15 protein-coding genes are annotated in these 14,457 nt (G+C 52.7%); 7 read left to right on the top strand and 8 right to left on the bottom strand.

Translation table 11 applies throughout. The features are described 5' to 3' along the window. Positions 1-120: 120 nt before the first annotated feature. The 5 genes from Q8W32_RS03260 to ectA form a co-directional block, all read right to left on the bottom strand. Positions 121-1,065 (bottom strand): hypothetical protein, encoded by a 945-nt coding sequence (locus Q8W32_RS03260; RefSeq protein WP_303431364.1) that lies wholly within the window; start codon positions 1,063-1,065, stop codon positions 121-123. Next, the gene (locus Q8W32_RS03255) at positions 1,041-2,501 is read right to left on the bottom strand and encodes an aspartate kinase (RefSeq protein ID WP_303431363.1); all 1,461 of its coding nucleotides are present in this window, start codon (positions 2,499-2,501) and stop codon (positions 1,041-1,043) included. The genes Q8W32_RS03260 and Q8W32_RS03255 overlap by 25 nt, the downstream gene beginning before the upstream one ends. A gap of 60 nt (positions 2,502-2,561) precedes the next feature. Further along, positions 2,562-2,963 (bottom strand): ectoine synthase, encoded by a 402-nt coding sequence (locus tag Q8W32_RS03250; RefSeq protein WP_303431362.1) that lies wholly within the window; start codon positions 2,961-2,963, stop codon positions 2,562-2,564. Positions 2,964-3,044: 81 nt separating this feature from the next. Next, the gene (gene ectB / locus Q8W32_RS03245) at positions 3,045-4,316 is read right to left on the bottom strand and encodes a diaminobutyrate--2-oxoglutarate transaminase (RefSeq protein ID WP_303431361.1); all 1,272 of its coding nucleotides are present in this window, start codon (positions 4,314-4,316) and stop codon (positions 3,045-3,047) included. Positions 4,317-4,329: 13 nt separating this feature from the next. Beyond that, on the bottom strand, positions 4,330-4,875 hold the full coding sequence (gene ectA / locus Q8W32_RS03240) for a diaminobutyrate acetyltransferase (RefSeq protein WP_305413680.1): 546 nt from the start codon (positions 4,873-4,875) through the stop codon (positions 4,330-4,332). Positions 4,876-5,167: 292 nt separating this feature from the next. Between ectA and Q8W32_RS03235 the strand changes: the two genes are divergently transcribed. Beyond that, entirely contained in the window at positions 5,168-5,680 is a 513-nt protein-coding gene (locus tag Q8W32_RS03235) for a MarR family winged helix-turn-helix transcriptional regulator (RefSeq protein WP_303431359.1), read from the top strand. Between the two features lie 123 nt (positions 5,681-5,803). Continuing rightward, positions 5,804-6,982 (top strand): acetyl-CoA C-acetyltransferase, encoded by a 1,179-nt coding sequence (locus Q8W32_RS03230; RefSeq protein ID WP_303431358.1) that lies wholly within the window; start codon positions 5,804-5,806, stop codon positions 6,980-6,982. A gap of 159 nt (positions 6,983-7,141) precedes the next feature. On the opposite strand, the gene phaZ is transcribed toward Q8W32_RS03230, so the two are convergent. Next, positions 7,142-8,647 carry a polyhydroxyalkanoate depolymerase gene (phaZ, locus tag Q8W32_RS03225; RefSeq protein ID WP_305413677.1) on the bottom strand — a complete coding sequence of 502 codons (1,506 nt, stop codon included), beginning with the start codon at positions 8,645-8,647 and terminating at the stop codon, positions 7,142-7,144. 367 nt (positions 8,648-9,014) lie between these two features. Between phaZ and Q8W32_RS03220 the strand changes: the two genes are divergently transcribed. Together Q8W32_RS03220 and Q8W32_RS03215 are read left to right on the top strand one after the other, a co-directional pair. Further along, positions 9,015-9,230 (top strand): DUF2798 domain-containing protein, encoded by a 216-nt coding sequence (locus tag Q8W32_RS03220; protein WP_303431356.1) that lies wholly within the window; start codon positions 9,015-9,017, stop codon positions 9,228-9,230. A gap of 181 nt (positions 9,231-9,411) precedes the next feature. Further along, positions 9,412-10,131, top strand: coding sequence for a YdiY family protein (locus Q8W32_RS03215; protein ID WP_303431355.1), 720 nt, complete (start codon positions 9,412-9,414; stop codon positions 10,129-10,131). A gap of 87 nt (positions 10,132-10,218) precedes the next feature. On the opposite strand, the gene Q8W32_RS03210 is transcribed toward Q8W32_RS03215, so the two are convergent. Beyond that, the gene (locus Q8W32_RS03210; RefSeq protein ID WP_305413676.1) at positions 10,219-10,917 is read right to left on the bottom strand and encodes a hypothetical protein; all 699 of its coding nucleotides are present in this window, start codon (positions 10,915-10,917) and stop codon (positions 10,219-10,221) included. A gap of 199 nt (positions 10,918-11,116) precedes the next feature. On the opposite strand from Q8W32_RS03210, the gene smrA reads away from it, so the two are divergent. The 3 genes from smrA (at position 11,117) to Q8W32_RS03195 (ending at position 12,802) form a co-directional block, all read left to right on the top strand. Continuing rightward, the gene (gene smrA / locus Q8W32_RS03205) at positions 11,117-11,701 is read left to right on the top strand and encodes a DNA endonuclease SmrA (RefSeq protein ID WP_303431353.1); all 585 of its coding nucleotides are present in this window, start codon (positions 11,117-11,119) and stop codon (positions 11,699-11,701) included. Between the two features lie 125 nt (positions 11,702-11,826). Then, positions 11,827-12,393, top strand: coding sequence for a DJ-1/PfpI family protein (locus tag Q8W32_RS03200; protein WP_303431352.1), 567 nt, complete (start codon positions 11,827-11,829; stop codon positions 12,391-12,393). Positions 12,394-12,487: 94 nt separating this feature from the next. Next, a complete protein-coding gene (locus Q8W32_RS03195; protein ID WP_303431350.1) occupies positions 12,488-12,802 on the top strand; it encodes a ribbon-helix-helix domain-containing protein in 315 nt (104 codons plus the stop codon). A 17-nt stretch (positions 12,803-12,819) separates the two neighbouring features. Here Q8W32_RS03195 and ilvA read toward each other — a convergent pair whose 3' ends face one another. After that, on the bottom strand, positions 12,820-14,337 hold the full coding sequence (ilvA, locus tag Q8W32_RS03190; protein ID WP_303431349.1) for a threonine ammonia-lyase, biosynthetic: 1,518 nt from the start codon (positions 14,335-14,337) through the stop codon (positions 12,820-12,822). Positions 14,338-14,457: the final 120 nt, after the last annotated feature.

The following is a 14,457-nucleotide window of genomic DNA, read 5'->3' as shown; positions in this document are numbered from 1 at the left end:
CAAGCCAGATGCAATTGCGGCAATAATGGCGGAAAAACAACCAAAGGAAAACAGCTCGGCCGCCAAATTCATCATCATTTCATGACAATAAAATACACTTATGGGCAATGAAAAAGGTGATTATTCCCCCGCTACCGCACCCGACACCAACAGTAAAAACTGTTCATGATCTGCCATGGCTGCAAAACTGCTGTCGTCCTTGGCTTGTAAACGTAAAGTCTCTGATTGTTGAATCGCCTGTTCCAGGTCGCGTAATGCTTCTTCAATAAAACCGGATTCAGCATGGGCACAGGCACGCTGATACATGGCGTGGCTGTTTTCCGGGTCAATATCCAACGCCTTGTTGACCAGGCTGCTGGCCCATTGTGCCTGCCCCAGCAGCAGTGCGGCATCGGCCTTGTAGGTCAGCGCTTCAACATCATCCGGGCGCAACAGCAAAATCTGGTCGTAGACATTAATCTTGCCTTGCGGACTGCTTTCCTGCGATGCCTTCAGCCACAGTGAGTGGATTTCGTTGGTCAGCTCAATTTCTTCCTGAGCGGCCGCAATATGGCGCGACTTACTGTGTAAGTCCCGTTCGAGCTTTTCCAGCCGCGACTCATAAGAGTCGGTAATGCGTTTGATTTCATCGTTGGCGTAGGCACCCACCCGCTCTTTGACGTCGCGCAGGGAGTTCCAGCCCACCAACACCAGCAGTGTTGACGATCCGGCAATCAGATAAAAGAAATAGGTAACCGTGTCGGTAGCGTAGGTCAGTGCCCGATCGGCCACCTGAAACTCACGTTCGACGACCTTTTCAGTGAACTCAACCCGTGCATCGGCGAGCATCTGACGCAGGTTTTTCACTTCATCAAGGATGTAGCGCTCGGTGAACGCGGTATACAAGGGGGCTTGTAACTGATTAATGGTGGTTTCGGCTTTTTCGTCGGCCGTGATGGAGGTGCGATCATCCGACGGTTCGGATGCCGCAAAGCAAAACGCAGCAACCAGCCATAAGCCAGTTGCTGCGCCAAGCCGAAGCAGCAGATGCGTGAATTGTGTTATGCCGTTTGCTGCTGTTTCCATATATCTGCCTGCTCTACCAATCGGGAATGAAGTGCCTTGACGGCGGTTGCGTAATCCGCATCGCTGACCAGGAACATCATATCCACCTGGCGCATTGCCTGGTGAACCGAATGGATATTGACACCGGCATCCGACAAAGCCCCAGCGGCGCTCTGCAACAGCCCGGGTATCTTCATATCACTGCCAATAGCACTGACCATCGCCAATTTTTCAACCCGAACATCTGCATCGGTATATACCTGACGCAGACGATCCATCAGCCAGTTAATACGGCGTTTGTTACCTTTCAGGTAAAAGGTCTCGGTGTTGGCATTAAAGTCTTTGGTCAGTACCCGTACGCCGGATTCAAAGACTAGATCGGCCATTTTCTGTCCGTGGGTAGCGTCACCAACCATATCCTGGTCAAACACTTCCAACGCCCAGACGTTGCGCGTTCCGGCAATGATTTCAACTTTTGGGGTACTACTGCAGTAGTCTCGACGAATCTCGGTGCCCTGATGTTCCGGCTCGAAAGTATTGCGCACAATAAGGCGAATATTCTTTTTACGCAAACCGGCAGCTGCCCGTGGGTGAATCGCCTCCATGCCCAGGTTGGCCAGCTGGTCAGCAACATCGTAATTGGTCATGCCGATCGGTTTGACATTCTCGGCACCCACCAGCAAGGGGTCGGCAGTGCTGAAGTGATATTCCTTGTGAATAACCGCTTCACAGGCATCGGTCATGGTCGCGATCTTACTGAACGTCATCTCGCTATAACCACGATCATAGGTGCGCATCAGGCCTTCCCGACACTGGGTATAGCCGGTCACGATGGGCATTTCCGTTTCCAGGTCAATGCCCTGAAACGCCTTGAGAATATGGTCGGCAAAACTCATCTGGGTATCAGAGCGCCAGTTGGTCAGGTCAACAAAACGGGCATTGACATCATGCTGGCGCAACAACAACACAGAGTTATACGCACTGTGGGCTTCTCCCATGGCGCTGAGCATTTCGCGCACACGATGCAAATGATCGTCGAGCTGGAAGTGACCAAAGCTGCACACCGCTTCCAGATGCTCCAGACAATCCCGGACATCGTCCATACGATTGGTAATAAACTGGTCAGCCCGTTTGCGCACCATATCGTTGTTCAGACCGGCGGAACCGAACATGCCCATATTGATCGCCAGCATGGCATTCAATACGTCCTGTAAACGCGACTGCCAGGAGCGGGCATCATCCATTTCGGCAAACAGGGCATAAACACCGGCTTCACCGGTTTTTTTATGTTCCAACAAACCATTGGTAATGCCGCTGTAAGCGGATACTACAAAAATCCGGCGATACAGACTGACGTCAGCATTACTGACTGAACGCGGACGCATCCAGATATTCTTCAGCACATGCTGATATTGACTCATCGACGTACCGCCGATTTTTTCGACACTATGTGTCATGTAAACACTCTCTCCTGCGAGGTTCAGACTGAACGAGATGCCCGGTTGCGGTTGCCCGACTTATACCGACAGCGGCTCATCGTTCAGCTTGTAAGCACCATCATCATCATGAATTTCTTTGCCGTTCAACGGCGGATTAAAGACGCACGCCATCTCCATATCGGCGGTCGTGGCACGCAACAAATGTTTGTCGTGCTGATCGAGGATATAAAGCGTACCCGCGGTAATGGGGTATATCTTACCATCGGCACAGGTTTCGATCTCGCCTTCACCGCTCATGCAATAGACCGATTCCAAGTGGTTTTTATACCAGATCGGGGTTTCTGTGCCTTTGAATATCGTCGTGATATGGAAGGAAAAGCCCATATTATCGTCGGCCAATAACATGCGCACGCTTTTCCAGGTGCCGCCGTCAATCGAGCGTTCAGAGTTTTCACAGTCTTGCAGAGTACGAACAATCATGGATAGTCCCTTGTAAGTTTTTCAAACCAGAATAAACGAGCAACGGGCGACCAGTGTACAGGCCACCCGTCAGTGGGGAGGTCAGGACGCGTCAGCAACCCGGCTGCGCTCAGCCAGCACATCGTTGATACAGGATTCCAGAATATCCAGCCCCTTGTTGAGGTTGGCTTCTTCAATCGTCAGCGGCGTCAGGATTTTTACCACCTGTCCATCGGAACCACTGGTTTCGATAATCAACCCACGTGTGAACGCCTGTGCGGTAATGTCACCGGCCACGTCACCGGACGCAAACTCCAGCCCTTGCATAATGCCGCGACCCTTGTGTTTGCAGTCTCCGGCGTGCTGCGCCTGAATGCTCTTCAGACGGTTTTTCAGTACAAAAGCCTTGTGCTTGACCTCTGTCGAGAAGCTGTCATCAGCCCAGTAGGTCTCCAGCGCCCGGCGGGCGGTAACAAAGGCGTGATTGTTACCCCGGAAGGTACCGTTGTGCTCGCCTGGCTTCCAGGTGTCGTACTTGTCTTTCAGCAACACCACGGCCATCGGCAAACCATAACCGCCCAGTGATTTGGACAAGGTGATGATGTCCGGCTGGATATCAAACTCTTCAAAACTGAAAAACGTACCGCTACGGCCACAACCGGCCTGGATATCATCCACAATCAGCAACATGTCATAACGACGGCACAGCGCCTGCAGACCACGCATCCATTCGGCGCTGGCGACATTCAGGCCACCTTCACCCTGGATGCACTCAACGATGACTGCAGCGGGATGACCCAGACCTGAAGAACCGTCTTTTAATGCTTTTTCGAAGTACTTCAGCGTATCAAAATCACCGAGGTAGCCATCAAACGGCATAAACTGCACACCGGTTGTCGGCATGCCGATGGATTTTTTGTAATAGCCGTTGGCAGTGACTGCCGCTGCGCCCTGGGTGACACCGTGGAAACCATTGGTAAACGACACAATGGTTTGTCGGCCGGTATTCATTCGCGCCACTTTCAGGGCCGCTTCAACCGCATTGGTACCGGTTGGGCCAGTAAACTGGACTTTGTAGTTCATGCCGCGGGGCTTGAGAATATGGCTCTGGAAGGTTTCCAGAAAATCCCGCTTCGCCTCGGTATGCATATCGAGGCCATGTGTCACACCATCAGCCTCAATATATTCAATCAGTGCCTGTTTGAATGCCGGGTTGTTATGGCCGTAATTCAAGGTTCCTGCGCCGCCAAGAAAGTCGACATATTCCTTGCCCTGGTCATCAACCAGAGTGGCATTCAATGCCTTTTGAAACACAACCGGAAAAGCACGGCAGTAACCACGAACGTTCGACTCTATCTCTTTGAAAATACCCATAATCCAGTGCTCCTTATTGATTAACCAGTGGTTCAGCAACTGCCGGGTCAGACACAACAAAAGGTCCGATCGAGACGCGGGTCTCGGTAGCGTGCTCACCGCCAAAATGCTGTTGTTGATCGAACATCACATCTGTTTCCAACGCTGCACCCAGGTCCCGCGCCAGACGGCGGAAGGTATTCCAGGAAGCAGTGTTGTCAGCGGTGATGCTGGTGTGGACATAACGAATGTGAGGCCCTTGCTGTTCGATCAGTCGTGACAGCATTTGGCTGGCCAGTCCCTGACCACGGGCATGAGGGGCAACCGCCACCTGCCAGACAAACAGCACATCCGGCTGTTCCGGCACCCGATAGCCCGAAATAAATCCGGCCAGCTGGTTGGGGGATTCCGCCAGAATCGAGGTATCCCGAAAGTGCGTGCATTGCAGCAAATTGCAATACATTGAATTGACATCTAAGGGCTTACATTCATTGATCAGCTTGAAAACTGAATTCCCATCAGTGGAATTTGGTTTCCGGAAGAGAATATTACTTTGATCTGTATTGGTAATTTCGGACATTTCCGACAATGCATCAGTCACACATTTTATAGAGCCGCCTACTGAAGCCACATACAGCCTCATTACGCCTCAACCATTTATTTAGTACACGAAGCATTTTAGTCGCTCACCTAAATACTTACAACCCTAAACAAAATTAAGATCAAAATTTAACCAAAAACCAGAACCTGTACCGTTTTTGCCCCAAAACGCCGGATTCAGTCCCATCCAGACAATCACCATTTTCTTCGTATTCTAATGATCACTGACAAGGTAGAATCTGCTCTCTATCTACCCGACAGTTGTGCCTCTCATGAAACGTTATGATGAAGTCCTGGTCGCCCTGCGACGTATAATCCGTGCCACCGATTTACACTCCAAACAACTCAGTAAAACGTCTGGCCTGACCGCTCCCCAGCTACTGATACTGCAAACCTTGCGTCACAACGACGATATGACCGTTGGCGAAGTGGCGCGCAAGGTCAGCTTGTCGCAGGCCACCGTCACCACCATTATTGATCGGCTGGAGAAACGGGGTTACGTTGTACGGGAGCGCGGCAGCCAGGATAAACGCAAGGTGTATGTTCATCTGACGGAAGACGCACAAAAAGCCTTGCTGCATGCACCTCGTCCGTTACAGGAAAGTTTTATTCGCCAGTTCCAGGATCTGCAGGAATGGGAACAGACCATGATTCTCAGTTCACTGGAACGCGTGGCCTATATGATGGATGCGCAACATATTGACGCATCCCCGGTGCTGGATGTTGGTGCTCTTGATCGTATCGGCAATAATGCCTCGACGGACCTTGCGCCCGGGAACTCCTGATTTACTGCCGCATCTCAGGACAACGCTGTATTAATTGTCTTGACCTGACGCCAGTCACACACTTGTCACGCTGGCTGTGATACTCAATACATAGCCTTATCAACCCAGGAAGGAGAGAAATCCATGACAGACGTAGTAATCGTTGCAGCAACCCGTACCGCCATCGGCAGTTTTGGCGGCTCACTGGCCAGTATGTCGGCTATCGATCTCGGCACCCAAATCATCAAATCACTCATGAGCAAAACGGGTGTTGCGAATGACCAGGTTGACGAAGTCATCATGGGGCATGTACTGACCGCAGGATGCGGGCAAAACCCGGCACGTCAAAGTATGATCAAGGCAGGTCTGGCCGAAACCACTTCCGCCATGACCATCAACAAGGTGTGTGGCTCTGGCCTCAAGGCACTGCACCTGGCAGCACAATCCATTGCCTGTGGTGATGCTGACCTGATTATCGCCGGTGGACAAGAATCCATGTCCAACGCACCTCACGCATTACCCAACTCCCGTAATGGCCAGCGCATGGGCAACTGGAATATGGTCGACACCATGATTTCCGACGGCCTGTGGGATGCCTTTAACGACTATCACATGGGTATTACCGCCGAAAATATCGCCGATGAATACGGCATTACCCGTGAAGAGCAGGATGCCTTCGCCGCGGCTTCCCAGGCCAAGGCGATTGCAGCCATTGCCGCTGGCAAGTTCAAAGATGAAATTACTGCCATCGAAATTCCACAACGGAAAGGCGATCCGATCATCGTCGATACCGACGAGGGCCCGCGTGCCGGTGTAACCGTCGAGAAACTCGCCGGTATGCGTTCTGCCTTCAAGCGTGATGGTTCTGTCACCGCCGGTAATGCTTCGTCCCTCAATGACGGCGCCGCAGCCGTTATGTTGGCCAGCAAAGAAAAAGCCGAAGCCCTGGGGCTGCCGATTCTGGCTACCATCAAGGGTTATTCCAGCGCCGGGGTAAGCCCGAAAATCATGGGAACCGGTCCGATTCCGGCCACCAGGAAGTGCCTGGAAAAAGCCGGTTGGGATATATCAGATCTGGATCTGGTTGAAGCCAACGAAGCCTTCGCTGTGCAATCGCTCTCTGTTAATAAGGGGCTGGGCTGGGATGTCGAGAAGATTAACGTCAACGGCGGTGCCATTGCACTGGGCCACCCGATTGGTGCTTCCGGCTGTCGTATCCTGGTCACCCTGTTGCATGAAATGATCCGTCAGGATGCCAAAAAAGGTCTGGCGACCTTGTGTATCGGTGGCGGTATGGGTGTTGCCTTGGCGATCGAACGCTAAACACCCGGTCTGTGCGAATGGCAAGGTGATATCGCCAAATCATTTGCACGGATAAAAATCACCATAAAAAAGCCAGAGGCTACATCGTAGTCACTGGCTTTTTTTTATGGCCCGGCCTGGCGGCTGGGCTACGTATATCTATTTATTATCTATCGCCGTTTATTCTGACGATTCAGGCTTTGGTTTGCTTGTTACCGGTTTGCTTGCCGCTGGCTGGCTGGTCGCGGTCTTGTTTTCTACTGCTGGCTTGCCTGTTACCGGTTTGCTTGCCGCTGGCTTGTTTTCTGCCGATTTGCCTGAAGCCGGCTTTCTCAACGTACGAGGTTTACGATCCGATACCCGTGCCAATGCACTGGCAGGTTCCGGAGCGCTTGGAGCCGCGGGTTTGACAACGTCCGTCACCCCAGCCTTTGACTCGGCAGCGGCAACGTCCTGGCTCTCTCTTATGGGCTGCTCGGCAATAAACGCCTTTATTTTGGGTGCAATCAATTCCCGAAACCGACGACCATTAAAGATGCCATAGTGGCCTACACCTTCCGCTTCCATATGCTGCTTGCGATCCGCCGGGATACCGGAGCACAGCTCCAGCGCGCACGAGGTCTGGCCACGACCGGTAATATCGTCCAGCTCGCCCTCGACAGTCATCATCGCCATATCGGTAATTGCCGTCAGGTCAATGCGACGCCCTCGATAATCCATTTCGCCCTTGGGTAATGCCTGATCCAGAAATACCCGTCGAATCGTATCCAGATAGTAGTGCGCAGGCATATCCATCACGGCCAGGTATTCGTTATAGAACACCCGATGTCCTTCTGCGCTTTCACCATCGCCCTTGACCAGATCGGTGAAGAACTTGAAGTGCTTGCTGACGTGCGAGTCCATGTTCATGGACATAAACCCTGACAGCTGGATAAACCCTGGGTACACCAGTTGCCCGCGCCCCTTGAAGTCACGGGGCACCCGGCAAATAACGTTATCTTCAAACCATTCCAGATCCTTGCCGGAGGCGTAGTCATTCACTCCGGTCGGGTTGATACGCACATCAATCGGCCCTCCCATCAGCGTCATACTGCTTGGCAGATTGGGGTCACCATCCATCGACATCAGACTGGCCGCGACCAGCGCAGGCACGCAAGGCTGACACACCGCAATCGCATGAATATTCGGCCCCAAGACCCGACAGAAGTCGATCAGGTACTCAACGTAGTCGTCGAAGTGAAAGGCGCCATCGGCCATCGGTACATCCCGCGCATTTTTCCATTCGGTGATGTACACCTCGTGATCAGGCAAGAACTCCCGCACGGTATTGCGCAGCAAGGTCGCATAGTGCCCGGACAGAGGAGCTAGCAACAATACGGTGGGCTGGCCTTCCGGTGCCTCTTCGCGACGAAAATGCAGCAGGTTGCAGTAAGGTCGATCCACAATTACATCGTAGTGAACCACCACTTCACGACCATCAATTTCGGTCGTGTCCAACCCCCATACTGGGGTTTCATAACAGTCGGTCAAACGCTCAACCGTTTCGAGCCCCGCTCGCATGCTACGGAAAGTCCAGCTGCTATTCAGGGGATTCAACGGCTGGTACAGGCTCTGTCGAGTCATCCGGGACCAAACGTGAACGGGGCGCATGGCGTCCATTATTTTCGCATTCAGTTTATAGAGCATAATCTGTTTCCTTCGCTTTGCCTGACACGCAGGCCTGGTAAGTAATTAAAATCCTAACAGAAATAGAGCGATTCATCGGAGGAAGGGTTAGGTCGAAATCATCTATAAACCAGACAGCCAATAACCACTGCCAAGATTCCTGAGAATTAACCTGTATCACCCGGCTTTTTTATCGAATAAAGCAACACACGCAACAGTCCATACAATCGTGATGCACGCATTGGCAGACCGAGACCGTTTATAATGGCCCAGTGCATCAACCAATACGCAAGCCATATCAGAGTTTGCCTCAGCACCATACACCCATCGCCTGCGCCAGATTCCAGACTGCGGCACCGGTCTCTCTGGCCCCAACCTCGGAAAAATCATGCATTTCAAGCTTAGACTGATACACAGCACCTTAATGTCCGGCGTCCTGAGTTTTCTGATGAGTGGCTGGATCGTCTTTATCAATCTTGGTTACTCCAGTCATTTTTTATCATTCTGGATGAAAGCCTGGGGATTGGCGTGGCCAGCCGCGATGGTTATTTCGTTTATTGCCGGACCCGCCATACTGAAACTGGCACAAAAACTGGCGAAATAAGCCTGAACGTCTACGATATAGAGCCATTATCTTCACCCTTACGGTCGTCAGAGCTGGCTGTTCTGCTGCGTCAATAAACCTGACGTTGCGTGACCATACACACGCAATTTATAAGGTTGAATTGTCAAACAGGCATCGTTACTCTGCCGCACTAAATGCAACACCTCTTACGGAGACACTCATGTCCAAACAGGCCCTTGCTCTGACCCTACTGGCTATCGCCGCTCACACCCAGGCAGCCGACACCGAAAAAATGCCACCTTTTTGGGGAGGATCTGCGGAGCTGGGTAGCATCATAACCTCGGGTAATACCGAGACCAGTAGCCTGAACGGCAAGTTCGGACTGTCGCGCAAAGGCATCAACTGGGACTCTCACTACCGTCTTGAAGCCTTGACCAGCAAAGAAGATGACACCGTTTCGAAAGAAACCTATTACGGTGCCATACAATTGGACCGCAATTTCAGTGAGCATTCCTATCTGGCGCTGCATGCAGATCAGGAACGTGCCCGCTTTTCCGGCTTCACCTATCAAAGCACCATTTCGGTTGGCTACGGCTACCGGGCAATCGACTCAGACACCACCAACCTGGATCTCGAGGCTGGCCCTGGTTATAACCGCGACAAGCTGGAAAACAGCGATGAAATTGAAGAACAAGGCATGCTGCGTCTGGCGATGAAATACGGCTGGAAAATCAGCAAGACCACCCACTTTACTCAAATTGCCAGCGCTGAAATGGGCGATGACAACAGCACCTACAAAAGTGAAACCGGCCTCAAAAGTCAGATCAATGGCTCTTTGGCTACCAAGTTGACCTATAAAATCAAATACGTTGAAGAAGTACCGGATGCCAACAAGAACATGGACAAGGAGTTTGGCGTCACACTCGTCTACAGCTTCTGATCATAGAACCTGCACGCCGGGCCGCATTCAGAGCCGCCCGGCGGTTGGTCTTTAATGGCGGTTATGGTTTCGCCTGTCGCCGGGTTTCTATTCGTGCATGAAAGGTAAGTCGTCAGGACGAGGGGGCGCATCAAAAGGCGGCCGAGGTCTGTTATCTCGCCTCTCCCGGTCGTCCCTGAAATCTTCTGGTTTTGGCCAGCGTTTATTATTGTTCTGACGCCGCTGTTGCGCGACCTCCAGCTGCTCTGGTGTCAAATACTCACTTAACAGCTTTTCGACTCCAATGCGGGTCAGCTCCATCTGGCGATGATCAATCGGCCAGTGGAAATCTGCTGCAATCGAGGCCTGGGCTTTTTTCAGACGATGACGCTGATCGGCAGTCAAATCCAGTTCTTGGGTGATTCGCTCCAACATGCCAGCCGCTGCTTTAGTGTGAAAACGTTGCACAATGGTATCGGCCTTCAGACGTTGCGATTCATTCAGTACCTGCCGTAATTGCTGTCTTATGCCAGCCTCCAGCTCCCGCTCCCTGGCTCGCTGCTCCAACCACCGCTGCTCATCAAACCCTTGTCCCCACCGGGGGATGGCGTCATCACGCAACTGCTGAAAATGCTGCAGGAAGCTGGCTTCTATACCTTTAATGTCAGCTTGCTGCTGGCTGCTCAAATCGAGTAGCTGTGCCCAATCCATCACCCGATGGGAGCCCTCGAAGGCATTGGCAACAACGCCAATGCCGAGCATCGCCAATGCACTTGACAGCAATAATAATCGTCGAAATATTGTCATGACTCGCCTTCAGCGATCCTGTTCATTAAACACCCAACGATATACCACATTAAGATCACTGACCGTCCCCAGTCTGTGATTCTGAGCAAAGATTTGTCACTACATGGCCCAATGCCCTCGGTTCAAGGGTCGTCAATTTTACCGCATCTCAGTAATACTGGTTATTATAGACAGGAACACTGGCAAGGGCGCCCCCCTCATGACTGATCACGACGATACGTTTTCCCAGCACATGCAAGACGTCAAACCCCTGCAAACCCGGGACAGAGTCGCCATCAAAAAAGGTGATATTACCCGCGCCTCACAGCAAGCCCGCCGTATTGCCGCGGTGGATAGCAGCCCGAAACGCGACCCGAATCACTTGCAAACGACCGGCGTCCAGCGTGTCGGCCCCCACGACGTCGTGGGGTTCAAGCGCCCCGGTATCCAGGATGGTGTTTTTCGCAAATTGCGCCTGGGCAAGTACGAAAGCGAAGCCCGCCTTGATCTGCATCGACGTACCGTCGAAGAAGCCCGCCGCCAACTGTTTCATTTTTTGCAGGACTGTATGGCACATGACATTCGCAGTGTGGTGATATTGCCCGGCAAAGGAGACCGCAGCGAAGGTGATCCGGCCATCCTGAAAAGCTATCTGGTGTATTGGCTGGAACAGATCGATGACGTTCAGGCTTATCACACTGCCCAGCCTCAACATGGCGGCACCGGAGTCTTGTATGTTTTGTTGCGAAAAAGCGAGAAAAAGAAACAGGAAGCGCGTGAGCGCTACAGCAAGGGCCGACTGTAACGGCCACTGCCAGGTGCCTCTGCCATGTAGTAACCCGCTGTTACCCACCGTCACTCACCAGCCCTTAGAGTAAAAGCCCATTGTCGTTACAGCGACGATTCAGATAACAATAAAGGAACTGACTCATGGCTAAAGTACTGTTTATTGCTGGTGATTTTGTTGAAGACTACGAGTTGATGGTGCCTTTCCAGGCGTTGCAGATGGTTGGTCACGAGGTGCATGTAGTCTGCCCGGACAAAGCCGCAGGGGATATCGTCAAAACCGCGATCCACGACTTTGAAGGCGACCAGACCTACACCGAAAAGCCGGGCCACAACTTCGCCCTGAATGCCGATTTTGCCGGTCTGGACCCTGCCGATTATGATGCCTTGCTGCTTCCCGGTGGTCGCGCGCCAGAGTACTTGCGTCTGAACAGCGACGTTATCGCACTGGTCAAATACTTTGCAGACAACAACAAACCCATTGCCGCTGTCTGCCATGGTGCCCAGATCCTGACCGCCGCCGATGTCATTCGTGAGCGTACCATTTCCGCATACCCGGCCTGCGCTCCGGAAGTTGCCATGGCCGGTGGTATTTATGCCGACCTCGCGGTAACGGATGCCATCACGGATGGTAATCTGGTCACCGCACCCGCGTGGCCTGCCCACCCGGCCTGGTTGGCTCAATTTAACCAACTGCTGATGGCATTGTAAGTTTCCCTTCCTGCCAAACCCGCTAGAATCATCCAGACATGCCCTGCCATACCGCAGGGCATACTGACCTTGGCCAGGGCCAGGAGAGGGTGTTATGTGTGAGATTTATTCTGCTGCCGAACCGGAGCTGTTTGAACTGAAAACCCGCTCCATCCGACTCGATGGTGTGGTCACCAGTATTCGGCTGGAAGCGGTTTTCTGGCATCTGCTGGAAGACATTGCCAGCGATGCCGACTTGTCTTTGGGGACCTTCTTGAGCCGTATTCACCGAGAAGTGATTGAACGGCGCGGCGAAGTCGGTAACTTTGCCTCTTTGCTGCGGGTGGCCTGTACCACCCATCTGAATCAGGGCCAGCGCCTGACAGTGCCAGCTGCCCGAACCCGGTTAAGCCCGGACATTTCGCACTGACGGCAGCAGCATCAGCCCTAGCGCAAAAACAACTGGTACGCCATGTTGTCGCTTTCGTCCCAGTAGGGATAACCCAGCTCATCCAGATAACCATGCAGTTGCGCCAGTTTTTCGGCCGGTACCTGTAAGCCCACCAATGTACGAGCACTGGCCGCACCGTGGTTACGGTAGTGGAACAGCGAGATATTAAAGCGCTTGCCCAGTGTTTTCAGAAACAGCAACAAGGCTCCCGGACGCTCCGGAAATTCAAAGCGGTACAAACGCTCATCCTGAACAGATGCCGGTGCGTGCCCACCGACCATATGGCGAATATGATATTTGGCCATTTCATCATCGGTCAGATCCAGCACCGGATAATTATCCGCGCGTAATTCCGCCAGCAACGCATCCCGTGCCCCCGGTTCCGGCCCGACCTTGACGCCGACATAAATCCTCGCCATATCGTCATCACCATAACGATAGTTGAACTCAGTAATCGGACGCTTGCCCAGCAACGCACAAAAACGCTGGAAGCTGCCCGGCTGTTCCGCAATGCTTACTGCCAGAATAATTTCGCGGCCTTCACCAATTTCCGCCACTTCCGAGATATACCGCAGGCGGTCGAAGTTAACGTTGGCGCCACTCAAGACCGTGACCAGATTCTGGTTCTCACAACCTTCGCGCTCAACGTATTTTTTGACCCCGGCAATGGCCAGTGCACCGGCCGGCTCACAGACCGCCCGGGTGTCATCAAAGACATCCTTGATGGCAGCACAAATTTCATCCGGCGTACAGGTAATGACTTCATCCACACAGTCTTTGGCGATTGCCCAGGTGTGTTCACCAACAGTCGCTACCGCCACCCCATCGGCAAAAATGCCCACCGATGGCAAGGTAACGCGCTCACCCGCTGCCAACGCCGCTGCCAGACTGGCTGACTCCGTGCTTTCAACACCAACCACCCGGATTTCCGGGCGGAGGGCCTTGATATACGCCGCCACCCCAGCCACCAAACCACCACCACCGACCGGAACAAAAATGGCATCGATCGGCTGCGGCATCTGACGCAGGATTTCCATACCAATCGTTCCCTGACCGGCAATCACCTCAGGATCATCATACGGGTGGATATAGGTCATGCCTTTTTCAGCCACCAGCTTTTGCGAGTAGGCAAAGGCATCATCAAAGGCATCACCATGTAACACCACTTTGGCCCCACGGGCCTTGACCGAACGCACCTTGATTTCCGGCGTCGTACGCGGCATCACAATAACGGCTTTCAACCCCAGCTTGCTGGCAGCCAGAGCCAGCCCCTGGGCGTGATTACCAGCAGAAGCGGTGACAACACCACGTGCTTTTTCCTGAGCCGTCAACTGAGCGGCTTTGTTGTAAGCACCTCGAATTTTGAAGGAGTACACATCTTGCTGATCTTCACGTTTAATCCAGATCTGATTGCCCAGTCGCTCAGACAAAAACGGGGCAATATGTAACGCCGTCTCGGTAGCGACATCGTAAACCCGAGAAGTAAGGATTTTTTTCAGATACTCGTTCAACATGGTGAAGTGGCCAATCCAGAAACAAGGCCAGGCCGGATTGCCTGGCGGGGGAAGAATAAGAATGAAGCCAGACATTGTAACGCACAGCGCTCTATAATGGGCACCGTTTAAGCGCCAGTA

The sequence above is a fragment of the Oceanobacter sp. 3_MG-2023 genome (assembly GCF_030688925.1).
In the GTDB taxonomy this organism is placed as follows: Bacteria; Pseudomonadota; Gammaproteobacteria; order Pseudomonadales; family Oceanobacteraceae; genus Oceanobacter.
Note: the sequence above shows the minus strand (reverse complement) of the source record. Positions and strands in the feature narration are given on the sequence as shown.